Source organism: Aeromonas sp. QDB56, assembly GCF_027705505.1.
In the GTDB taxonomy this organism is placed as follows: Bacteria; Pseudomonadota; Gammaproteobacteria; order Enterobacterales; family Aeromonadaceae; genus Aeromonas; species Aeromonas caviae.
Window position 1 is genome coordinate 1 of record NZ_JAPDBZ010000066.1, and the last position, 21,426, is coordinate 21,426.

Below are 21,426 nucleotides of genomic sequence, written 5' to 3' on the forward strand. Positions count from 1 at the left end.
TGGTGTGTTTGGAGACAGCCAGTTTACCAGCACCCTGTCTGTCAACTTCCACTTCCCCAAGATCCCGCGAAGAACCATTTTTTAGCCCTGATACTACGTGGACTGGAACTCAAATTCTCTTAAGTGAACAGCATTGGCCGAGAGGCGGGTTTTTTTATGGCTCGCGCCCAGAAATGTTGATCCGCTAGATCAGGTCGGGATCCCGTCCGGATCCACGAACAGATCCGCGTTCCGCCCTTGGCAAGGCACGAGGGATAAGCAAACGCTCACACCCTCGCCAGGGGATTGCACAAATGCGATCCAGCCAGGATCAAATTGAAATATCCCTTTAAGATCATGCGACTAACGCCAGACACACCGCTAATCTACAGAGTTTTCCACAGCTTTTGTGGATAGTTTACCGATCATTTGAAAGAAAATGACAGGTGAAGCCCCTCTCTTCCCCCTTCTCTTTCACCCCCTCGATAACCTCCTGATGCTGTGGCCAGCATCCCTACCGGCGCCCCCACTTGCCCGCAACGCTGCCAGACACGAAAAAGGGCTCCGAAGAGCCCTTGAACAGCTATTTTCACATCCGGCCACATCAGGGACGCAGGGATTTGTCCGCCCGGGAGATGCCACAGACACCGGAGCGCACCACTTCGATGATCTCGTTGGTCTGGGCAGCCGTCTTGATGAAGGCGTCCAGCTTTTCGCTGGTCCCGACGAGCTGCACCGTGTAGAGCTCGGGGGTGACGTCGACGATCTGGCCACGGAAGATGTCCGCCAGCCGCTTCAGTTCGTCACGGGCACCACCGGCGGCGCGCGCCTTGACCAGCGCGATCTCCCGCTCGATGTGCTCCCCTTCGCTGAGATCGCACACCTTGAGCACGTCCACCAGCTTGTGCAGCTGCTTCTGGATCTGCTCCAGTACCCGCTCATCCCCCATGGTGACGATGGTCATGCGGGACAGGGTGGGATCCTCGGTGGGGGCCACCGTCAGGGTCTCGATGTTGTAGCCGCGCTGGGAGAAGAGGCCTACCACACGGCTCAGGGCACCGGATTCGTTCTCCAGCAGAACGGAAATTATATGTCTCATCAGGTTCTCTCCGTCTTGCTCAGCCACATCTCGTCCATGGCGCCAAATTTGATCTGCATCGGATAGACGTGCTCGTCCGGATCGACCGAGATGTCCATGAACACCAGTCTGTCCTTCATGGCAAAGGCCTTCTCCATGGCGCTCTCCAGCTCCGCCGGATCGCTCACCGCGATGCCGACGTGGCCATAGGCTTCCGCCAGCTTGACGAAGTCAGGCAGGGATTCCATGTAGGAGTGGCTGTGGCGGCCACCGTAGAACATCTTCTGCCACTGCTTGACCATGCCCAGCGCACGGTTGTTGATGGAAATGATCTTGATGGGCACCCCGTACTGCATGCAGGTAGAGAGCTCCTGGATGTTCATCTGCACCGAGCCGTCGCCGGTGACGCAGCAGACCACGGCTTCCGGGTTGGCAAACTGGGCCCCCATGGCGGCGGGAATGCCAAAGCCCATGGTGCCGAGACCGCCAGAGTTGATCCACTGGCGCGGTTTGGCAAACGGGTAGTAGAGGGCGGCAAACATCTGGTGCTGGCCCACGTCGGAAGCCACGAACGCCTCCCCTTTGGTCACCTTGTAGAGAGTCTCGATGACCTGCTGCGGCTTGATCAGGGTGGGATGGGTTTCGTAGGCCAGGCAGTTGCGGGAGCGCCACTGGTTGATCTGCTCCCACCAGTCCGCCAGCGCCTGCTTGTCGTTGTCAAAGCCGCACTCGCGGATCACTTCCAGCATCTGTTCCAGCACGGTTTCCACCGAGCCGACGATGGGCACATGGGCCTGTACCGTCTTGGAGATGGAGGTGGGGTCGATGTCGATGTGGACTATGGTGGCGTTGGGGCAGAACTTGCTGACATTGTTGGTCACGCGATCATCGAAGCGGGCACCCACGGCGAAGATGAGATCCGCGTTGTGCATGCTCTTGTTCGCTTCGAAGGTGCCGTGCATGCCGAGCATGCCGATGAATTGCGGATGGGTGCCGGAGAAGGCGCCCAGCCCCATGAGCGTGGTAGTCACCGGCAGGTTCAGCAGCTCCGCCAGCTTGGTCACCAGGTGATCAGCATTGGCGTTGATGGCGCCGCCACCCACGTACATGACCGGGCGGCTCGCCTCGGTCAGCAGCTTGGCAGCCCGCTTGATCTGGCCCTTGTGTCCGGCCTTGGTCGGATTGTAGGAGCGCAGGGAAACGGACTCGGGATACTGATAGGGGAACTTCTCTTTCGGATTCTGCACGTCTTTGGGCAGATCCACCACCACGGGCCCCGGGCGGCCACTGGCGGCAATGTAATAGGCCTTCTTGATGGCCTCGGGAATGTCGCTGGCTTTCTTGCACAGGAAGCTGTGCTTCACCACCGGGCGGGAGATGCCGATCATGTCGGTCTCCTGGAACGCATCCTCCCCGATCATGCTGGTCGGCACCTGGCCGGACAGGATCACCAGGGGAATGGAATCCATGTAGGCGGTGGCGATCCCCGTGATGCAGTTGGTGGCGCCGGGACCCGAGGTCACCAGCACAGTGCCCACCTTGCCGGTGGAGCGGGCGTAACCGTCCGCCATGTGCACTGCGGCCTGCTCGTGCCGCACCAGGACATGCTCCATCTTGCCGTTTTCGAAGAGAGCGTCATAGATGTCGAGCACTGAGCCACCAGGGTAGCCGAAAACGTGTTCCACTCCCTGATCTTCCAGCGCTCTAACCACCATCTGGGCGCCTGATAACATCTCCATGATAAAGCCCTCCAGGCTTTGCTCCGTTAAGCGAAAGCTATCGACAGTCCGCTGCTTCCCGGCAGCGCCGATCCGAGTCTTGTTGTTGTCTGCAGGCAGATCAGGCGAGTTCGGAGCCGTCGATAGTAGAAAAATAGGGGTTTTCCATCATTCACCCGAAAAGCGGGTGAAAAACCAACTTAACCCGCCCGTGAACGCTTGTCCACGGCTTTGTCTGGCCATAACAGTCATAAATTTCAAACAGCTATTAACATTCAGTGACTTGGCCACCAGACGGGCAACAAAGAGGGGCCCTGGGGGGAACAACCAGCGGATCATGCTGCCCGCGTCGGTCAGGAACAAAATAAACGGCCCACCTCGAGGGGGTGGGCCGTCAAAAACTGGCTGGTTTCACTGCTCGTCTTCGGGTTCTGCCAGCCAGATCTGCTGATCCGGATCCGTCTCTTCGCAGACCGAAATGCTGACACCCATGTCGAGCAGCTCATGCAGGGTGAGATTGTCTGCCAGAGTCATGGTGTCGCCGTTTTCATTGGTAAAGCGCATGCTGTCCGTCCTCTCCGTGGTGGGATCGACTCAGTTTAGTCAAAGGCGCTGAGTTGGGATAACCAGGGACGCTCCTGGCCGGTACGGCTGGCAAGCTCCCCCAGGCTGTCACACACCTCCTCCGGAAAGAGAGTCCTGCCCCAGAGGCGGCGGGAGAGCGCCCCCACCTCCTCCCCGGCCCCGGCCAGCAACCAGTCGGCCAGCTCTCCTGCCACATCGGGATAGCGTACCCTGCCAGGAGAAGGGGCCTCCAGCCAGCTTCGCACCGCATTGGCATCCAGGATGTCCATCAACTGGGCCAGCCCCATCAGCTCCAGGGTCCTGCCGTTGGTCAACTGCTCGAACTGGCCACCCAGGGGTTTGACCAGCAGCTTCTTGCCCAAGGAGAGCGCCTCGGAGGCAAGCTCGAATCCCGCATTGCTGATGACCCCGCGACAACCGGCCAGCGCCAGCTTGAACCCCTCTCTGGCCTGAGGTTCAAAGCGGATGTTGCGCCACTCGCTACGCTTGCGCACCTCGGGATGGAAGCAGATGAACGACTGCGTGCTGAAACGCGACAACAGGGCCGCGATCGTCTCTGTCTGCTCGAATGGCAGATAGACCAGGATCTGCTGGTTGTCCGGCACCGGCTCGAGGGGATCGACGATGGGAGGCAGCAGGGGCTGGCCGAAATGGAACCAGTGCAGCCCCAGGGACTGGCGTACCGGCGCAAAATGGCGCATCAGCTGGCGGTTGAAGCCGCTCTCCCCCCAGCGCGGGATCGGCCAGTCGAAGCTCGCCTGATGGCTGATGGTGAGGCTGGGTTTGCCCCAGCGGCGAGCTGCATGGGCACTGAGCGGCTCGAAGTCGCTGATGACCAGATCGTACTCGCGACAATCGAGGGCACGCAGATCTTGCCAGAAACGCAGGGGAGAGAGTCCCTTGAGGGTACGCCAGCCCGAGATGCGCCCCTGATGGCTGGCGAAGGTGATACCGGGGAAGGTGCGATAATCCCCGAACTCCCCCATCTCGAAGTAACCGTCGGCGGCGCGCCCGCTGAACAGATAGTCCACCGCCACGCCCCTGCTCTTCAATGCGCGCGCCAGGGTCCGGCTACGACTGATGTGGCCGTTGCCGGTCCCCTGAACGCCGAACAGTATCCTCATCCCTGGCTCCAACCCAGCGCCCAGAGGGCGCAACCACCGCCAAGCAGCGCCCCGGCCACCAGATCGCTCAGATAATGCACCCCGAGCAGCAGGCGGGACGCCCCCACCAGCGCGGCCCAGACAAACAGCAGCGGTGCCCAGAGCGGGAAACTGGCGGCCAGTACGGTCGCCATCAGAAAGGCGGCCGCGGTATGGCCCGAGGGCAGGCTGTAACGATCCGACGGGGTGATGAAGACAGGCAGCCCTGCCGGGCGCTGGCGTTTGAGGGCATTCTTGAGCAGCAGGTAGAGCGGCAACTCGAGGGCAAACGCCCAGAGCGCCACCCTGACCGCCTCCTGCCCGGCGCTCCCCTGCCACCAGAGCAGGCAGGCCGCCACGGCATAGAGGGGGCCGTCACCGGTACGGGAGACAAGCCGGCTTATCCTGGCCTGCGGCTGATTGTAGGGGTGGAGCAGGCAGACACGGCACACCCGCAGGTCCCATTGCTGGATCTTGTTCATCACGGCCCTCCCTTGTATCCTGAGTGCAGACTAGGAGGGCGGCATGACACTTCGTTGACGCCCAGATAACAGATTGATGAAAAAAAGGGCCCAGGGGCCCTTTTTCATCCGTCATCCCGAAAAAGTCAGTTCAGGGCACCGCGCAGGCCGTTTTCCATCAGGCGGCAGTTGTGGGCCGCGAGGCGGCTCATGAAGTGCTCGTCCACCGTCAGACCAAACACCTGTTCGTAGAGATCCTTCATCACGAAAGGCTGCCACATCATGCTGAGGAAAGAGATCTTCAGCATCTCAGGGTCCAGGTTGTCCGCCAGCTGGCCGTTGGAGCGCATGGATTCGAGCAGGGCATCGAACTGGGGAAGTTGGCGATCCAGCAGGCGGCTCAGCACAAAATCACGCCCCGGGCTCTTTTCGGTGGACAATGCGCTGGAGATGGCGGAGGTCAGCTCGCTGTTGGGCGCCATCACCTGATAGTAGGTGTTGAGCAGATCGGTCAGGCTGCGGTTGCTGCTCTCGTCGTGCCAGGCTTGCTCAAGGGGCTCGGCCACATCCCCCAGCACCGCCTTGTAGAGGCCTTCCTTGCTGCCGAAGTAGTAGTGGATCATCGCCAGATTGGAGCCTGCCAGCTCGGCAATCTCGCGGGTCGTCACCTTGCTGTAGGGGGTGTTGAGAAAACGTTCGCGTGCGGCGGCAAGCAGCTTGTCACGAATGTCGGAACGTCCGACTGGACGGCCAGGTCTGCGTTTTTCCATGGAATACCTCAGATAATTCAGCAAGGGCTGATAAGTCGATCTGATTGTGCGGGTGATCGAGTACAGCAGGAATGACCAGATAATCAGGCATGAACCGAATATGGGACAAGAGAATTTGCACTCCTTTACAATCCGATTAAATAAACCAGTGGATTGAACCTGTCCATTCCGGTTGACACAGCATAAAAATCTCGTTATTGGTAGTAGCGTTATCGACTGGAAGGATTGAGACATCATGCGTATTGCCGCCCCGCTACTACTGCTCTCCCTAATCGCGACTCCTCGCGCGGGATCCTTGTAGCCGGGCTAAGGCATAGCCGGAATTTACAGAAACCCGTGCACCCCGCACGGGTTTTTTTATGCCATGCAGGATGCACGCACCGAACTTAGGAAGAGGGAAGTCACATGTCAGATCGAGTCATCATATTCGATACCACCTTGCGTGATGGCGAGCAGGCGCTGTCGGCCAGCTTGACGGTCAAGGAGAAGCTGCAGATTGCCCAGGCGCTGGAACGGCTCGGTGTCGACATCATGGAAGTGGGTTTCCCCGTCTCCTCCCCCGGCGATTTTCAATCGGTGCAGACCATAGCCCGCCACATCAAGAACAGCCGGGTCTGCGCCCTGGCTCGCGCCCTGCAAAAAGACATCGACGCCGCCGGCGAGGCCTTGAAAGTGGCCGAGGCGTTTCGCATCCACACCTTCATCTCCACCTCGTCCATCCACGTGGAGAGCAAGCTGAAGAAGAGCTTCGAAGACGTGCTGGAGATGGGGGTCGGCGCCATCAAGCACGCCCTGCGCTACACCGACGACGTGGAGTTCTCCTGCGAGGATGCGGGTCGTACACCGATCGACAACCTCTGCCGCATGGTGGAGGCCGCCATCAAGGCCGGCGCCCGCACCATCAACATTCCGGACACCGTGGGCTACACGGTGCCGACCGAATTTTCCGGCATCATCCACACCCTGTTCAACCGGGTGCCGAACATCGACAAGGCCATCATCTCGGTGCACTGCCACGACGATCTGGGCCTCTCGGTGGCGAACTCCATCGGCGCCGTGCAGATGGGGGCCCGCCAGATCGAGTGCACCATCAACGGCATCGGCGAGCGGGCGGGCAACTGCTCCCTGGAAGAGGTGGCGATGATCCTGAAAACCCGCGCCGACCTGCTCGGGGTGCACACCAACATCCGCCACCACGAGATCCACCGCACCAGCACCCTCGTCAGCCAGCTCTGCAACATGCCGGTGCAGCCCAACAAGGCGATCGTCGGGGCCAACGCCTTCTCCCACAGCTCCGGCATCCATCAGGATGGGGTGCTCAAGGCAAAGAACACCTACGAAATCATCACCCCCGAGAGCATCGGCCTCACCCAGAACAACCTCAACATGACCTCCCGCTCCGGCCGCCACGTCATCAAGCACCGGATGGAGTCCATGGGCTACGCCGAGAGCAGCTACGACCTCGACGATCTCTACGCCAAGTTCCTCACCCTGGCCGACAAGAAGGGCCAGGTGTTCGACTACGACCTGGAGGCCCTCGCCTTCTTCAGCCAGATCCACGAGGAGCCCGAGCACTTCAAGCTGGAGTACCTCGGCGTGCAGAGCGGCAGCTCGGTGCTCGCCACCGCCTCGGTCAAGCTCAAGGTAGGCCAGGATCTGGTGTGCGAGGCCGCCACCGGCAATGGCCCGGTGGATGCGGTCTACCAGTGCATCAACCGCATCACCGGCTACGAGATCCGCATCGATAAATACGAACTCAAGGGCAAGGGCGAGGGCAAGAACGCCCTCGGCCAGGTGGACATCGTCGCCGAGTACAAGGGGCGTAAGTTCCACGGCATGGGGCTGGCCACCGACATCATCGAATCCTCGGCCCAGGCCCTGGTCCACGTGATCAACAGCATCTGGCGCGCGGACCAGGTGGCCGAGCAGATGGAGCGCAACCACACCATCAAATCGGAAACCGTCTGAGCCCGCCGCCGGACAAGATGACAGCATGACATGGGGAGGACCGGGGCCAGGGCAGTGGCCCGGACCGGCCTCCCGGATGAAACGGAATCACACTATCAAGACGGAGAGAGTATGAGCAGTTATCGGATCGCAGTATTGCCGGGTGACGGCATTGGCCCGGAAGTGATGGCTGAGGCCATCAAGGTACTGGAAAAGGTGCAGACCAAATTCGGCTTCTCCCTCGACTATGACCGTCACGACGTCGGCGGCATCGCCATCGACAACCACGGCACACCGCTGCCCCAGAGCACGATCAAAGGCTGCGAAGCGGCCGATGCGGTGCTGTTCGGATCGGTGGGTGGCCCCAAGTGGGAGCACCTGCCGCCCAACGATCAGCCGGAGCGCGGTGCCCTGCTGCCCCTGCGTGCCCACTTCAAACTGTTCTGCAACCTGCGCCCGGCCCGCATCTACACCGGTCTGGAGCAGTTCTCCCCGCTGCGTGCCGACATCTCCGATCGCGGCTTCGACATCGCCTGCGTGCGCGAGCTGACCGGCGGCATCTATTTCGGCCAGCCCAAGGGGCGTGAAGGGGAAGGCGCCACCGAGAAGGCCTTCGACACCGAGGTGTACCACCGCTTCGAGATCGAGCGCATCGCCAAGATAGCGTTTGAATCGGCCCGGGTGCGCAAGTCCAGGGTCACCTCCATCGACAAGGCCAACGTGCTCGCCTCCTCCATCCTGTGGCGCGAGGTGGTGACCGAGGTCGCCAAGTCCTACCCGGACGTGGCCCTGAACCACATGTACATCGACAACGCCACCATGCAGCTCATCAAGGATCCGTCCCAGTTCGACGTGCTGCTCTGCTCCAACCTGTTCGGTGACATCCTCTCCGACGAGTGTGCCATGATCACCGGCTCCATGGGCCTGCTCCCCTCCGCCAGCCTCAACGAATCCGGCTTCGGCCTGTTCGAGCCGGCCGGTGGCTCGGCCCCGGATATCGCCGGCAAGGGGATTGCGAATCCCATCGCCCAGATCCTCTCCGCCGCCCTGATGCTGCGTTACAGTCTCGGCCAGGAAGCCGCCGCCCAGGCCATCGAGCAGGCCGTGGCCCAGACCCTGGCAGAAGGCTATTTCACCGCCGACCTGCATCAGGCCAGCGCCACGCACCCGGTGCAGAGCACGGCCGACATGGGCAGCCAGATCGCCGCGCGCATCTGATCCCACGGCATCGATAACAAGGAAACCGAGCAATGTCCAAGACCCTCTATCAGAAAGTGTTCGACGCCCACGTGGTGCGGGAAGTGGAAGGGGAAACCCCTCTCATCTACATCGACCGTCATCTGGTGCATGAAGTGACCAGCCCCCAGGCATTCGACGGCCTGCGCGCCATGAACCGCCAGCTGCGTCGCCCGGATCTGACCTGGGCCACCATGGATCACAACGTCTCCACCACCACCAAGGACATCGCCGCCTCCGGCGAGATGGCCCGCATCCAGATGGAGACACTCGCCGCCAACTGCAAGGCGTTCGGGGTTCGTCTCTATGACTTGAACCACAAGTACCAGGGCATCGTCCACGTGATGGGCCCCGAGCTCGGCATCACATTGCCCGGCACCACCATCGTCTGCGGTGACTCCCACACCGCCACCCACGGCGCCTTCGGGTCGCTCGCATTCGGTATCGGCACCTCCGAAGTGGAACACGTGATGGCCACCCAGACCCTGAAACAGGGCCGTGCCAGGACCATGCGTATCTCTGTCAACGGCAAGCTGGCCGCAGGCATCAGCGCCAAAGACGTGGTGCTCGCCATCATCGGCAAGGTGGGTCATGCAGGCGGGACCGGCTACGTGGTGGAGTTCGCCGGTGAAGCCATCGAGGGGCTCACCATGGAAGGGCGCATGACGGTGTGCAACATGGCCATCGAGCTCGGCGCCAAAGCGGGCATGATTGCCCCCGACCAGACCACCATCGACTACATCCGTGACAAGGAGTTCGCTCCCAAGGGGGAGGAGCTGGAACAGGCCATCGCCTACTGGCTGACCCTCAAGAGCGACGAAGGTGCCCACTTCGACGCCGAAGTGGTGCTCGACGCCGCCGACATCGCCCCGCAAGTGACCTGGGGCACCAACCCGGGCCAGGTGATTGCCGTCAATGAGCCCATCCCTGCACCGGAATCCTTCGCCGATCCGGTGGAGCAGCAGTCCGCCCGCAAGGCCCTCGCCTACATGGACCTGCAACCGGGCCAGAAGCTCTCCGACGTGGCCATCGACAAGGTGTTCATCGGTTCGTGCACCAACAGCCGCATCGAGGATCTGCGCGCGGCTGCCGCCATCGCCCGCGGTCGCAAGGTGGCCGCCGGGGTACAGGCCCTGGTGGTGCCGGGCTCCGAGCAGGTGAAGGCCCAGGCCGAGGCCGAGGGGCTGGACAAGATCTTCATCGAGGCAGGCTTTGAGTGGCGTTTGCCCGGCTGCTCCATGTGTCTGGCCATGAACAACGACCGGCTGCAACCGGGGGAGCGCTGCGCCTCCACCAGCAACCGCAACTTCGAGGGGCGTCAGGGTCGTGCCGGTCGCACCCACCTGGTGAGCCCGGCCATGGCCGCCGCCGCCGCCGTCACCGGCCGCTTCGCCGACATTCGTGCGCTGTAACGACAAGGAGAACATGATGACAGGTTTCAAACAGCATAAAGGGATCGTCGTTCCCCTCGACAGCGCCAACGTCGACACCGACGCCATCATTCCCAAGCAGTTCCTGCAGAAAGTGAACCGCATCGGCTTTGGCAAGCACCTGTTCCACGACTGGCGCTTTCTGGACGATGCAGGGGAGCAGCCCAACCCGGAGTTCGTGCTGAACAAGCCGCAATTCGCCGGTGCCAGCATCCTGCTGGCCCGCGAGAACTTCGGCTGCGGCTCGAGTCGCGAGCACGCCCCCTGGGCGCTGGCGGACTACGGCTTCAAGACCATGATCGCCCCGAGCTTTGCCGACATCTTCTACGGCAACGCCATCAACAACGGCATGGTGCCGGTTCGTCTGAAGGAGGAGGAGGTCGACGCCCTGTTCCAGCTGGTCGCCGCCCAGCCGGGCATCGAGATCGAAGTGGATCTGGAGGCCAACCAGGTGCGTGCAGGCAGCCTCACGTTCGGCTTCGAAATCGACGAGTTCCGTCGCTACTGTCTGCTCAACGGGCTGGATGCCATCGGTCTGACCCTGCAGCATGAGGCCGCCATCAGCGCCTTCGAGGCGAAGCAGCCAAGCTGGATTTGACGAGCCTGCGACAAGAAAGCGAGTAGAATCAACAGGGAGCCGAGGCTCCCTGTTTTATTGTCGGGTCGCTGTACAAAGCCCGCCACCTCTGCATGTCCGACAGGAGACACCTATGTCCGCAAGGGGCGCCCTTTCATTGCTCTGCCTGCTGCTCAGCCTCCCGGCCCTGGGCGGGCAGACCTCTTTCACCAACAGTGGCGGTCAGCTCAACGTCGGCTGGCAGGACAGAGAGGGCAAGGCGCAGCAGCTCAGCTACCGGCTGGAGGCGGGCAAGTTGCCCCCTCTCATCGCTTACCGTCCGGCCAGGATGCAGGAAGACGTACTGCAAAGCCTGCTGCAACAGGCCCCCCTGGCGTTCCCCGAGGTGCAGTTCTCCCTCGTGCGCCCCGCCATGAGCCTCAGCATCAAGAGCCGCAACGCCGACAAGGCGCGGGAAGCCTCCCAATGGGTCAAGCCCGAGCAGGCCAAACTGGAGGCTGCCTGGCTCACGCAACACTACTTCCAGCCCTTCACTGCCCCCGACGGCGCTCCCGCCATCAAGCAGGATCATGTGCGCATCGCCCTGGAGAGCCGGGACGAACTGGCCCCGTTGATGGAGCAGCTCAAGCAGGAAGGGGCCACCGAGACCGAGGCGCGCCAAAAGACGGTGGCCCACATGCTCGACTTCATCCAGGCCATCCCCTATCAACTGCTCGACAGCCAGTCGGGCCGCTCTGGCAAGGGGTTTCTGAGCCCGCGCCAGGTGCTGGAGCAGAACCGGGGGGATTGCGACAGCAAGGTGACCCTGATGGCCGCCCTGCTGGCCCAGGGGTATCCCGATCTCAAGCAGGCCATGGTGTTCGTGCCGGGACACGCCCTGCTGGGGGTGGCCCTGCCAGCCAAACCGGGGGAGGCCACCTTGAGCCGGGCGGGGGAGACCTACCTCCTGATGGAGCCGACCGGCCCGGCCCAGCTGCCCATGGGCCAGCTCGCGCCCACCAGCAAGACGCTGGTCGACAGCGGCCAGTTGAGCGTGCAGCCGGTGCAGGATGAGGGGAAATGAGACAGGCCAGCCCATGGCTGGCCTGTCTCGAGGAGGACGGGCGCCCGGGTCTCAGGTGAGGGAGAGAAACTCCAGCGCCAGCAGGAGACCGTCTTCTTCCTCCAGCACCCGCACGATGCGAGCCTGGGCCTCGAAGGGAGGCAGAAGATTGCTGCTGGTCGCCAGGCTCACCCGGATGGGCTGGGCCAGATCGAACGCGTGCTTGTTCACCTCGACGCCCATGCCGTTGGCGCTGAGATCCCGGCAGACCCCCTCCAGCACCTGCTGATGCTGGAACAGGGTGACGGGGGCATTGATGACCATGCGCTGGAAGGCACGTCTTTCCTTGGTGCTGGTGATCACTGGGGACTTCCTCCTTGGTGGTGGCTCGCACGATGCGGCCCGTGAAACATAGTGCTGGCCTCCCCCCAGGAACGCCAATACAATGCGATGCGTTGCTCAAACGGGGTGCGGTTTACCGCTGAGATTATACCCGTGAACCTGATCCAGATAATGCTGGCGGAGGAATTTGAGGCATGGCGCGCGTTTTTTGTGCCCTCATCCGCCGGCGCTCACCACACGCGAGGTGCCATTGATGAGCACCCCGACATCCACAGGAGTGCCATTGATGAAGACCCTGCTGCTGATCGCCACCAGCCTGCTCTCTGCCCAGGCGTTTGCCGCCGACACCCTCACCGTCTACACCTACGGCTCCTTCGCCGCCGAATGGGGGCCGGGTCCCAAGATCAAGCAGGCCTTCGAGAAGGAGTGCGGCTGCATCCTCAATCTGGTACCCCTCGAGGATGGCGTCGCCATCCTCAACCGCCTGCGGCTGGAAGGCCAGCACAGCAAGGCCGACATGGTGCTGGGGCTGGACGATGCCCTCATCAGCGAAGCCAAGCAGAGCGGCCTGTTCGCCCCCCATTCCACCAAGCTCGATGGCCTCAAGGTACCGGGTGGCTGGCAGGACGACACCTTTGTCCCCTATGACTACGGCTACTTCGCCTTCGTCTATGACAGCAACAAGCTCAAGCAGCCCCCCAAGAGCCTGAAGGAGCTGGTGGCACGTCCCGATATCAAGGTGCTCTATCAGGATCCCCGCACCTCCACCCCGGGTCAGGGCCTGATGCTCTGGATGAAGTCGGTCTACGGGGATGAGGCACCGACCGCCTGGGCGCAACTGGCCAAAAAGACGGTCACCGTCACCAAGGGGTGGTCAGAGGCCTACGGCATGTTCCTCGACGGCGAGGCGGACATGGTGCTCTCCTACACCACCTCCCCCGCCTATCACCTGATTGCCGAGAGCAAACCCCAGTACCGGGCGGCCGCGTTCGAGGAGGGTCACTACCGCCAGGTGGAAGTAGCCGCCAAGCTCAAGGGCGCCACACAGGGCAAACTGGCTGACCAGTTCCTGCAATTCATGGTGAGCCCCGCCTTCCAGAACGAGATCCCCGGCGGCAACTGGATGTATCCGGTGACAGACGTGGCGCTGCCCAAGGGGTTCGAACAGATGATCACCGTAGCTAAGCCACTCACCTTCAGCTCTGACGAGGTGGCCGCCAACCGCAAGGGGTGGATCCGCGAATGGCTGCAAGCCGTCACCCAGTGAGTTCAGGTCGTCGCACCCTCTGGTGGCTGCCCGGCAGTGCCGCCACCCTGGTCATCCTGCTGCTCTCCATTGGGCCGCTGGTCGCCCTGTTGTGGCAGGCGGGGGCCCTCTCCCCCCGCGCCCTGCTAGGCGATCCCTACCTGCGCCACGTGCTGGGTTTCAGCCTCTGGCAGGCACTGCTCTCCACCCTGCTGAGCCTGGGGCTTGCCATCCCGGTGGCCAGAGCCCTGGCGCGACGCCGTTTCACCGGACGCCGCCTGCTGCTCAAGCTATTCGGCCTCTCCCTGGTGTTGCCGGTCATCATCGCCATCTTCGGCATGGTGGCGGTGCACGGTCGTCAGGGCTGGCTGCCGCAACTGCTGCACGGCCTGGGCCTGGATCCCGGCAACTATCTCTACGGCCTGTTCGGCATCCTGCTGGCCCATGTCTTCTTCAACATGCCGCTGGCCGCCCGCCTCATCCTGCAGAGCATAGAGAGCATCCCCGAGTCCTCCTGGCGCCTCGCCAGTCAGCTCGGCATGCGCTCCTCCCACATCTTCCGGCTGCTGGAGTGGCCGCTCATCCGCGGCATCTTGCCGGGGCTCGCCAGCCTCATCTTCATGCTCTGCTTCACCAGCTTCACCACAGTGCTGGCGCTCGGGGGCGGCCCCAAGTCCACCACACTGGAGGTAGCTGTCTACCAGGCGCTGCGCTTTGACTTCGATCTCGCCACCGCTGGCGGGCTCGCCCTGGTGCAACTGCTGCTGACCCTGGCCCTGCTCCTGCTGCAACACAAGCTGCAGACCACCCCGGCCAGTCGCCTCACCAGCCGTCGCCCCTGCCTGCGTCCCGACAGACACCAGAAGGGCTGCGCGCTGGTGGATGGCCTGGCCCTGACCATGGGGCTCGCCATCTTCCTGCCGCCCCTGCTGGCCATCGTGGTCGCCGGGTTCAACCCCGGTCTGCTGGCGGCGCTCGGTTCACCCCGGCTGTGGCAAGCAGGGGGGCAGTCCCTGGGCATAGCCCTGGCGGCGGGCTCCCTGGCCACTTTGCTCGGCGCCGGGCTGCTGCTCACCAGCCGACATCTGAGGGTGCGGGATCGCAAACGGCGGGCCGCCGCCCTGTGGGAGGCCAGCGGCTCCATGATCCTGATGATCCCGGCGGTGGTGCTCTCCACCGGCCTCTTCATCCTGTTCATGCCTTTCACCGACGTCTTTGCCCTGGGCCCCTGGCTGGTGGTGCTGGTCAACGCCCTGATGGCGCTGCCCTATGTGCTGCGCACCCTCTCGGCCCCCATGCAACTGGTGGTGCGCCAGTACGATAGGCTGGCGGACAGCCTGGGGGTGCGCGGCCTGCATCGCCTGCGCCTGGTGGAGTGGCCCCTGCTGCGCCGTCCGCTGGCCCTGGCCATGGCGCTCTCGATGATATTGTCCCTAGGGGATCTCGGGGCCATCGCCATGTTCGGCAGCCAGACCCTCACTACCCTGCCCTGGCTGCTCTATCAGCAGCTCGGCAGCTACCGGCTGACCGAGGCGGCCGCCACCGCCCTGCTGCTGCTCACCCTCTGCTTCTCCCTGTTCTGGCTGGTGGAGCGGGGACTGGGAGGCAGGCATGTGGATCACTGATCCCCGGCGGCATTGCCGCCTCCCCGCCCCCAGGATCCGGCTGGGCACGTCCCTGGGGCGCCCCTTGGGGCAGTCACTCACGCTGCCTTTCATCAATTTTTCTTACTTGTTGTTCTATAAAACGACATTCAGGAGCCAAACATGCTGGTAATTGAGGAACTGGTCACCAGTTATCCCGACTGGCGGGTGACCTTCAGTGCGACCTTGCCCAAAGGGGAGATCACCGCCCTCATCGGTCCGAGCGGCGCCGGCAAGTCCACCCTGCTCGGCATGATCGCGGGCTTCGTGCCGGTGGAGTCGGGCACCCTCACCTTCGACGGCCAGGATCTGCTGTCACTGGGCCCCGCCGAGCGCCCGGTCACCACCCTGTTCCAGGATCACAACCTCTTCCTGCACCTGTCGGTGTTCGACAACATCGCCATCGGCCTGCATCCCGGCCTGCGCTTGAATCCGGCCCAAAAAAGGCTGGTGCAGGAGGCCGCTGACAAGGTGGGCCTGGGGGAGATGCTGACGCGCCTGCCGGAGCAGCTCTCCGGCGGCCAGCAGCAGCGGGTGGGGCTGGCCCGCGCCCTGGTGCGGGGCAGGCCGCTGCTGCTGCTGGACGAGCCCTTCTCGGCCCTCGATCCGGCCCTGCGCCGGGAGATGCTGGCGGAGGTCGCCCGCCTCGCCTGCGAGCAGGACATCACCGTGCTGATGGTCTCTCACAACCCCGAGGATGCCCAGCTCATCGCCGATCAGGTGCTCTTCATCGACGCGGGACGCATCGCCTTGCAGGGCAAGCCGGATATCCTGCACAGCAGCGATCACCCCGGGCTGCTGCGCTACCTGGGCCGCGCTCTGGCGCCACAGTGAAGGGCTGACAAGCAGATGGTCTCTCCCTGTCGTTCCTAGGACGATGCCCTTCATCGACGCGGGACGCATCGCCTTGCAGGGCAAGCCGGATATCCTGCACAGTAGCGATCACCCCGGGCTGCTGCGCTACCTGGGCCGACCGAGAGAGGCATGAGATAGGCGGGATCAAAAAAGGGGAAGCCGTCCGGCTTCCCCTTACTCATGCAGAGATCCCGTCAAATCAGAGATTTTCCTCGGCGAACGAAGCCAGCCTGCTGCGCACCACCCCGTTCAGGAAGATGTTGGCACTGCCGTCGAAGTCCTTGAACCGCTCGACGATGTAGGTCAGACCCGAGGTCACCGGGCTCAGGTAGTTGGAGTCGATCTGAGCCAGGTTGCCGGAGCAGACGATCTTGGTCCCCTCCCCGCAGCGGGTGATGATGGTCTTGATCTGGGACGCGGTCAGGTTCTGGCACTCGTCCAGCAGCACGAAGGTGTTCTGGATGCTGCGCCCGCGCATGAAGTTGACCGATTTGAACTGGATATTGGCCTTCTCCATGATGTAGCTGAGCGACCCGCTCATGTTCTCGTCCTGCTTGTGCAGCACCTCCAGGGTGTCGGTCACCGCCGCCAGCCAAGGCATCATCTTCTCTTCTTCGGTCCCGGGCAGGAAGCCGATGCTCTCGGCAATTTCCGGGGTATTGCGGGTGACGATCACCTTCTCGTAGATCCCCTTCTCGATCACCAGCTCCAGCGCCGCCGCCATGGCAAGCAGGGTCTTGCCGCAGCCCGCCGGGCCGGTCAGGATCACCAGGTCGATGTGCGGATCCAGCAGGGCATCCAGCGCCATGCCCTGATAGACGTTCTTGGGATGCACCCCCCAGGCCTTGCGGGACATCAGCCGCTCGCGGCCGAGATCTTTCAGGCGGATCTTGTTGCCGTCGTGGCTCAGTACCCGCGCGGCAAAGAAGTTCTCCTCGTCCAGCAGGTACTGGTTGACGTGCACCCCCTCCAGCAGGTTCGAGTCGATCACATGCACTGTGTCGCGGCCATGGGTTTCGCTGTCGCACTCGCCGACCCGCTCCCAGAAGCTGCCGGGCACCACCTGGAAGCCCTTGGCGAGCAGGCGGATGTCGTCGATGAGCTGGTCGCTGCGGTAATCCTCCACATGGGCAAGACCTGCTCCCTTGGCCTTGAGGCGCATGTTGATGTCTTTGGTGACCAGCACCACCTGACGCTTCATCTCGTGCTTTTGCAGGTAGAGGGCGGCGTTGATGATGCGGTTGTCCGCCTCCTTGTCGGTGAACACCTCGGCATCCTGGGGCAGATGGTGATCGCTGAAGATGGAGATACGGCCGCTCGCCTCGCCGGCCAGTGCCACTCCTTGCACTATCTGCTCCGGAGTCGCATCGCGGAAGACATCTTCCAGGGCACGGATGGCGATGCGGGCATCACGGCTGACGTCCTTCTGGCGATCCTTGATGTTGTCGAGCTCTTCGAGCACCGTCATGGGGATGAGCACGTCGTGCTCTTTGAAGGAGTAGATGGCGAGGGGTTCGTGAAGCAGAACGTTGGTATCCAGGATAAACAGCTTTCGGTCCGTGTTGTCCATAAGCATCCTCCTTGGCACTGAAGGTGCCACGTGTGTGAATCTCAGATGTCATTGAAACCACACGGCCGTGACAGTTTTATTACCCCCAACGCTACGCCCGAATTTACCGGTGCGCAACAAATCGCTGCCATCATGGGCGTCGTTCGAACATAAAATCAGCAACGAAAAGGCCGGCATGTCGCCGGCCTTAGGTGGCAATCAGCACCTCAACCGCACTTGGAATCCCCGCAGTTGAGACAGGTCATGCAGCCATCCTTTTGCACCAGCGCCTTGGTGTGGCACTTGTAGCAGAGCGCGGCACTGGGTGGGAAACCGCTGCCCGCCGGCTGCTCTTCTGCCTGTTGCTGTGCCTGCAATTGCGCCTGCTTCTCGGCCAGGAACGCCTGCTGGTGCTCGTCCAGCCCGGGCACCTTGAGCATGCCGATCTCGGTGAGATGGGTTTCGATCACGTTGCCAATTTCAGCGATGAGCGAAGGCACGTACTTGCCCTTGTTCCAGTAGCCCCCCTTGGGATCGAACACGGAGCGCAACTCCTCCACCAGAAAGGTGACGTCCCCTCCCTTGCGAAACACCGCCGAGATGATGCGGGTCAGCGCCACTATCCACTGATAGTGCTCCAGGCTCTTGGAGTTGATGAAGATCTCGAACGGGCGCCGGGTCTCGTGCACCGTACCCTCGTTGAGAATGATGTCGTTGATGGTGATGAACAGCGAGTGCTCGGAGACATGCTCCGGCGTTTTCAGCTTGTAGGTGGTGCCCATCAACCGCTCCGGGCGCAACACGGTTTCATGCATGTGCACCACGTCATCCTGGGGCGTCGGCGCATCTTGCGGCTCATCCCGGGTTTTTACCTTGTAGGCGACGATTTTTCTGTCGATCTTCTTGACCATGTCTCGTCCTCAGAACTTGCCGTAATAGCCTTCTTTCAAGGCGTCATAGAGGTTGGCGGCGGTGTGCAGCTCGCCATCGTATTCGATCTCCTCGTTCCCCTTCGCCGTGATGACGGTGCCATCCTCCAGGGTGAACTCGTAACTGGTGTTCTCCAGATCCTTCTCCTTCACCAGCACGCCCTGGAAGGCGGCCGGGTTGAAGCGGAAGGTGGTACAGCCCTTGAGGCCGGAGTCCGAGGCATAGAGGTAGATATCCTTGAACTGCTCGAACGGAAAATCGGTCGGCACGTTGGCGGTCTTGGAGATGGAGGAGTCAATCCAGCGCTGGGCCGCCGCCTGGATATCCACGTGCCCGGTCGGCGTGATGTCGTCCGCGGTGATGAAGTAATCCGGCAGGCGGCTACCTTCCTCCTCGGCATAGGGCATGGCGGCCGGGTTCACCAGCTCGCGATAGGCCAGCAGCTCGAAAGAGTAGACATCCACGCTCTCCTTGCTCTTCTTGCCCGGTTTGATGACATTGCGGCTGTAGTGGTGGGCAAAGCTCGGCTCGATGCCATTGCTGGCGTTGTTGGCGAGCGACAGGGAGATGGTGCCGGTCGGCGCTATGCTGCTGTGGTGGGTGAAGCGTCCGCCCACCTCGGCCAGCTCGGCCACCAGAGCGGGATCCACTTCGGCCACCTGCTGCATGTAGCGGCTGTAGCGGGCATGCAACACCTTGCCCTTCACCTTGTCGCCGAGCTTGATGCCATCTGCCGCCATTTCGGGGCGCAGACGCAGCATCTTGCCGGTGACTTCGAACTCCTGCTCCATGATGGGGGCCGGCCCCTTCTCCTTCGCCAGACGCAGAGACTCCTGCCAGCCGGTCATCGCCAGCTCCTGGGAGACCTGTTCGGTGAAGGCGACGGAGGCCGCAGAGCCGTACTTGATGCGCAGCATGGTGAGGGTCGAGCCCAGCCCCAGGAAGCCCATGCCGTGGCGACGCTTGGCGGTGATCTCCTCGCGCTGCTTGGCCAGCGGCAGCTGGTTTATCTCCACCACGTTGTCGAGCATGCGGGTGAAGATGGCCACCACCTTGCGAAACGCGGGCCAGTCGAAGGCGGCCTGCTCGGTGAAGGGATCGCGCACGAAGGTGGTCAGGTTGACCGAGCCCAGCAGGCAGGCCCCATAGGGCGGCAGAGGCTGTTCACCGCAGGGGTTGGTGGCACGGATCTCTTCGCAGAACCAGTTGTTGTTCATCTGGTTCACCTTGTCGATCAGGATGAAACCGGGTTCCGCATAGTCGTAGGTAGAGGTCATGATGACGTTCCACAGCTTGCGCGCGGGCAGGGTCTTGTAGACCTTGCAGGCCACCTGACCCAGCTCGTTGATCACCACACCCTCCTTGTTGGGCCAGTCCGCCCAGACCACCCTCGCAGGGTCATCCAGCGCGATGCCATCCTGCTCCACCTCCTTGGCGGTGTAGGGGAAGATCAGTTGCCAGGGGGCATCCTCCTTCACCGCACTGACGAACTCTTCCGTGATGAGCAGGGAGAGGTTGAATTGACGCAGGCGACCATCCTCCCGCTTGGCCTGGATGAACTCGACGACATCGGGGTGACGGATATCCATGGTGCCCATCTGGGCGCCACGACGGCCACCGGCAGAGGAGACGGTAAAGCACATCTTGTCGTAGATATCCATGAAGGAGAGCGGCCCGGAGGTATAGGCCCCCGCTCCCGAGACGAAGGCTCCGCGCGGTCGCAGGGTCGAGAAGTCGTAACCGATGCCGCAACCCGCCTTCAGGGTCAGCCCCGCCTCGTGCACCTTGCCGAGGATATCGTCCATCGAATCCTCAATGGTGCCGGAGACGGTGCAGTTGATGGTGGAGGTCGCCGGCTTGTGCTCAAACGCCCCGGCGTTGGAGGTGATACGGCCCGCCGGAATGGCACCATTGCGCAGGGCCCACAGGAAGGGTTCATACCAGGTGTCGGGTTCGCGCTCCTGCGCAGCCAGCGCGCGAGCGACACGCTGGTAGGTCTCGTCGATGGAGCCGTCGATGGGGGCGCCATCCTTGCTCTTGAGACGATACTTGCTGTCCCAGATCTCGAGAGACGTCTCCTGCAGAGGGATCTGGCGGCTGGCGGTGACGCCCTCCAGTACCGGAATGGATTTAGCCATGGTCAATCAACCTCCTGTGAATGGGGCAATATCGTGACAAGAATACTACCAGTAGTAAATTTAAGAACTTAAAACACAATATATTGTGATTTATCCGTCATGAGGGCGCCGATTCTATCCTAAAAAAATGCCCCGGCCAGCAGATTTCTGGGCCAGGGCATTTAACCAGTTCAATTTCCGAGAGATTTAAAGCGAGAGACTATCTCAGGGTTTCTTGACGTATACGCTCGGTGTCTCACCCGCCATATTCAGATAGAACTCATAGACACCATCCGCCTCGGGCGAGAACTTCATGTCCTCATACTTGGAGCACGGGTTGACCGGTACAGGTTCCCCGCCGAGCACGGCAACGCCATCGCTCGGGCTCTTGTAACCGAAGTTGGTGCCACAACTCCAGCCGGAGTCGGCAAACTTGAACTTGTAAGGAGCCCACTCTTTCTTGAGCGTCCCCTTGGCCATGTAAAGCTTGTCGGCAACCTTGACGACCTTGCTTTCGTCGGTGGCCATCCAGTCGTTCATCTCACCACGCAGGTAGATGGACTTGCCGCCGAAGTCGCTGTTGTCCGCCGCTGCCTGCTCTGCACCACCATTGGATGCGCAACCGCCTAATACCAGGGTTCCCGCCGCCAGCATCATCGTTACTGTTCTTTTGAACATGTGTCCATTCCTCAAATTATTGTGATACCAATCAGATTAAAGATGTGATCTAATTGCTCTATTCTGGTTTCACTGTACTCAGTATGTCCGATCCAATCGAT

Annotated in this window: 19 protein-coding genes, 1 pseudogene and 1 riboswitch; of the genes and pseudogenes, 9 read left to right on the top strand and 11 right to left on the bottom strand. The window is 62.0% G+C overall.

What is annotated here, in order from left to right; all coding sequences use genetic code 11:
- Nucleotides 1-583: 583 nt before the first annotated feature.
- The 6 genes from ilvN to OKB81_RS11940 form a co-directional block, all read right to left on the bottom strand.
- Nucleotides 584-1,078, bottom strand: coding sequence for an acetolactate synthase small subunit (ilvN, locus tag OKB81_RS11915; RefSeq protein ID WP_010673160.1), 495 nt, complete (start codon nt 1,076-1,078; stop codon nt 584-586).
- On the bottom strand, nt 1,078-2,796 hold the full coding sequence (locus OKB81_RS11920; RefSeq protein WP_039041176.1) for an acetolactate synthase 3 large subunit: 1,719 nt from the start codon (nt 2,794-2,796) through the stop codon (nt 1,078-1,080). The genes ilvN and OKB81_RS11920 overlap by 1 nt, the downstream gene beginning before the upstream one ends.
- A 390-nt stretch (nt 2,797-3,186) precedes the next feature.
- Nucleotides 3,187-3,339 carry a hypothetical protein gene (locus OKB81_RS11925; protein WP_010673158.1) on the bottom strand — a complete coding sequence of 51 codons (153 nt, stop codon included), beginning with the start codon at nt 3,337-3,339 and terminating at the stop codon, nt 3,187-3,189.
- Nucleotides 3,340-3,374: 35 nt separating this feature from the next.
- Nucleotides 3,375-4,484: an MJ1255/VC2487 family glycosyltransferase gene (locus OKB81_RS11930; RefSeq protein WP_270805258.1), complete on the bottom strand. Its 1,110-nt coding sequence runs from the start codon at nt 4,482-4,484 to the stop codon at nt 3,375-3,377.
- Entirely contained in the window at nt 4,481-4,984 is a 504-nt protein-coding gene (locus OKB81_RS11935; RefSeq protein ID WP_039041177.1) for a phosphatase PAP2 family protein, read from the bottom strand. Before OKB81_RS11935 ends, OKB81_RS11930 begins: the two co-directional genes overlap by 4 nt.
- 125 nt (nt 4,985-5,109) lie before the next feature.
- Nucleotides 5,110-5,733: a TetR/AcrR family transcriptional regulator gene (locus OKB81_RS11940; protein ID WP_010673155.1), complete on the bottom strand. Its 624-nt coding sequence runs from the start codon at nt 5,731-5,733 to the stop codon at nt 5,110-5,112.
- A gap of 405 nt (nt 5,734-6,138) precedes the next feature.
- On the opposite strand from OKB81_RS11940, the gene leuA reads away from it, so the two are divergent.
- The 5 genes from leuA (at nt 6,139) to OKB81_RS11965 (ending at nt 11,986) form a co-directional block, all read left to right on the top strand.
- On the top strand, nt 6,139-7,701 hold the full coding sequence (gene leuA, locus OKB81_RS11945; RefSeq protein ID WP_160838587.1) for a 2-isopropylmalate synthase: 1,563 nt from the start codon (nt 6,139-6,141) through the stop codon (nt 7,699-7,701).
- A 111-nt stretch (nt 7,702-7,812) separates the two neighbouring features.
- Entirely contained in the window at nt 7,813-8,898 is a 1,086-nt protein-coding gene (gene leuB / locus OKB81_RS11950) for a 3-isopropylmalate dehydrogenase (protein WP_039041178.1), read from the top strand.
- A gap of 32 nt (nt 8,899-8,930) precedes the next feature.
- Nucleotides 8,931-10,328: a 3-isopropylmalate dehydratase large subunit gene (gene leuC, locus OKB81_RS11955; protein ID WP_160838585.1), complete on the top strand. Its 1,398-nt coding sequence runs from the start codon at nt 8,931-8,933 to the stop codon at nt 10,326-10,328.
- A 16-nt stretch (nt 10,329-10,344) separates the two neighbouring features.
- Nucleotides 10,345-10,944, top strand: coding sequence for a 3-isopropylmalate dehydratase small subunit (leuD, locus tag OKB81_RS11960; protein ID WP_039041180.1), 600 nt, complete (start codon nt 10,345-10,347; stop codon nt 10,942-10,944).
- Between the two features lie 112 nt (nt 10,945-11,056).
- Nucleotides 11,057-11,986, top strand: coding sequence for a hypothetical protein (locus tag OKB81_RS11965; RefSeq protein WP_042016676.1), 930 nt, complete (start codon nt 11,057-11,059; stop codon nt 11,984-11,986).
- A gap of 51 nt (nt 11,987-12,037) precedes the next feature.
- On the opposite strand, the gene OKB81_RS11970 is transcribed toward OKB81_RS11965, so the two are convergent.
- Nucleotides 12,038-12,328 carry a PilZ domain-containing protein gene (locus OKB81_RS11970; RefSeq protein WP_039041182.1) on the bottom strand — a complete coding sequence of 97 codons (291 nt, stop codon included), beginning with the start codon at nt 12,326-12,328 and terminating at the stop codon, nt 12,038-12,040.
- A gap of 91 nt (nt 12,329-12,419) precedes the next feature.
- Nucleotides 12,420-12,510, top strand: a riboswitch (TPP riboswitch).
- 83 nt (nt 12,511-12,593) lie between these two features.
- On the opposite strand from OKB81_RS11970, the gene thiB reads away from it, so the two are divergent.
- The 4 genes and pseudogenes from thiB to OKB81_RS11990 form a co-directional block, all read left to right on the top strand.
- Entirely contained in the window at nt 12,594-13,574 is a 981-nt protein-coding gene (thiB, locus tag OKB81_RS11975; protein ID WP_160838583.1) for a thiamine ABC transporter substrate binding subunit, read from the top strand.
- Nucleotides 13,550-15,178, top strand: coding sequence for a thiamine/thiamine pyrophosphate ABC transporter permease (gene thiP, locus OKB81_RS11980; RefSeq protein WP_202395143.1), 1,629 nt, complete (start codon nt 13,550-13,552; stop codon nt 15,176-15,178). The genes thiB and thiP overlap by 25 nt, the downstream gene beginning before the upstream one ends.
- Before the next feature lie 141 nt (nt 15,179-15,319).
- Nucleotides 15,320-16,030, top strand: coding sequence for a thiamine ABC transporter ATP-binding protein (thiQ, locus tag OKB81_RS11985; protein WP_160838581.1), 711 nt, complete (start codon nt 15,320-15,322; stop codon nt 16,028-16,030).
- A gap of 49 nt (nt 16,031-16,079) precedes the next feature.
- Nucleotides 16,080-16,184: pseudogene (locus tag OKB81_RS11990) on the top strand (thiamine ABC transporter ATP-binding protein); the annotation flags it as partial.
- 66 nt (nt 16,185-16,250) lie between these two features.
- Here OKB81_RS11990 and OKB81_RS11995 read toward each other — a convergent pair.
- The 4 genes from OKB81_RS11995 to OKB81_RS12010 form a co-directional block, all read right to left on the bottom strand.
- On the bottom strand, nt 16,251-17,621 hold the full coding sequence (locus OKB81_RS11995; RefSeq protein ID WP_160838579.1) for a PhoH family protein: 1,371 nt from the start codon (nt 17,619-17,621) through the stop codon (nt 16,251-16,253).
- Between the two features lie 206 nt (nt 17,622-17,827).
- Nucleotides 17,828-18,511, bottom strand: coding sequence for a TSCPD domain-containing protein (locus OKB81_RS12000; RefSeq protein ID WP_010673144.1), 684 nt, complete (start codon nt 18,509-18,511; stop codon nt 17,828-17,830).
- A 9-nt stretch (nt 18,512-18,520) separates the two neighbouring features.
- On the bottom strand, nt 18,521-20,668 hold the full coding sequence (locus OKB81_RS12005; RefSeq protein ID WP_010673143.1) for an adenosylcobalamin-dependent ribonucleoside-diphosphate reductase: 2,148 nt from the start codon (nt 20,666-20,668) through the stop codon (nt 18,521-18,523).
- A gap of 204 nt (nt 20,669-20,872) precedes the next feature.
- The gene (locus tag OKB81_RS12010) at nt 20,873-21,325 is read right to left on the bottom strand and encodes a pullulanase (RefSeq protein ID WP_029313820.1); all 453 of its coding nucleotides are present in this window, start codon (nt 21,323-21,325) and stop codon (nt 20,873-20,875) included.
- Nucleotides 21,326-21,426: the final 101 nt, after the last annotated feature.

What these genes read in the sequence shown, in the direction of transcription:
- leuC (WP_160838585.1), top strand. Translation starts at nt 8,931, where the DNA reads ATGTCCAAGACCCTCTATCAGAAAGTGTTCGACGCCCACGTGGTGCGG.
- OKB81_RS11930 (WP_270805258.1), bottom strand. Translation starts at nt 4,484, where the DNA reads ATGAGGATACTGTTCGGCGTTCAGGGGACCGGCAACGGCCACATCAGT.
- OKB81_RS11920 (WP_039041176.1), bottom strand. Translation starts at nt 2,796, where the DNA reads ATGGAGATGTTATCAGGCGCCCAGATGGTGGTTAGAGCGCTGGAAGAT.
- leuB (WP_039041178.1), top strand. Translation starts at nt 7,813, where the DNA reads ATGAGCAGTTATCGGATCGCAGTATTGCCGGGTGACGGCATTGGCCCG.
- OKB81_RS12010 (WP_029313820.1), bottom strand. Translation starts at nt 21,325, where the DNA reads ATGTTCAAAAGAACAGTAACGATGATGCTGGCGGCGGGAACCCTGGTA.
- thiQ (WP_160838581.1), top strand. Translation starts at nt 15,320, where the DNA reads ATGCTGGTAATTGAGGAACTGGTCACCAGTTATCCCGACTGGCGGGTG.
- OKB81_RS11995 (WP_160838579.1), bottom strand. Translation starts at nt 17,621, where the DNA reads ATGGACAACACGGACCGAAAGCTGTTTATCCTGGATACCAACGTTCTG.
- thiB (WP_160838583.1), top strand. Translation starts at nt 12,594, where the DNA reads ATGAAGACCCTGCTGCTGATCGCCACCAGCCTGCTCTCTGCCCAGGCG.
- OKB81_RS11940 (WP_010673155.1), bottom strand. Translation starts at nt 5,733, where the DNA reads ATGGAAAAACGCAGACCTGGCCGTCCAGTCGGACGTTCCGACATTCGT.
- OKB81_RS12005 (WP_010673143.1), bottom strand. Translation starts at nt 20,668, where the DNA reads ATGGCTAAATCCATTCCGGTACTGGAGGGCGTCACCGCCAGCCGCCAG.
- leuA (WP_160838587.1), top strand. Translation starts at nt 6,139, where the DNA reads ATGTCAGATCGAGTCATCATATTCGATACCACCTTGCGTGATGGCGAG.
- leuD (WP_039041180.1), top strand. Translation starts at nt 10,345, where the DNA reads ATGACAGGTTTCAAACAGCATAAAGGGATCGTCGTTCCCCTCGACAGC.
- OKB81_RS11925 (WP_010673158.1), bottom strand. Translation starts at nt 3,339, where the DNA reads ATGCGCTTTACCAATGAAAACGGCGACACCATGACTCTGGCAGACAAT.
- ilvN (WP_010673160.1), bottom strand. Translation starts at nt 1,078, where the DNA reads ATGAGACATATAATTTCCGTTCTGCTGGAGAACGAATCCGGTGCCCTG.
- thiP (WP_202395143.1), top strand. Translation starts at nt 13,550, where the DNA reads ATGGCTGCAAGCCGTCACCCAGTGAGTTCAGGTCGTCGCACCCTCTGG.
- OKB81_RS11935 (WP_039041177.1), bottom strand. Translation starts at nt 4,984, where the DNA reads ATGAACAAGATCCAGCAATGGGACCTGCGGGTGTGCCGTGTCTGCCTG.
- OKB81_RS12000 (WP_010673144.1), bottom strand. Translation starts at nt 18,511, where the DNA reads ATGGTCAAGAAGATCGACAGAAAAATCGTCGCCTACAAGGTAAAAACC.
- OKB81_RS11965 (WP_042016676.1), top strand. Translation starts at nt 11,057, where the DNA reads ATGTCCGCAAGGGGCGCCCTTTCATTGCTCTGCCTGCTGCTCAGCCTC.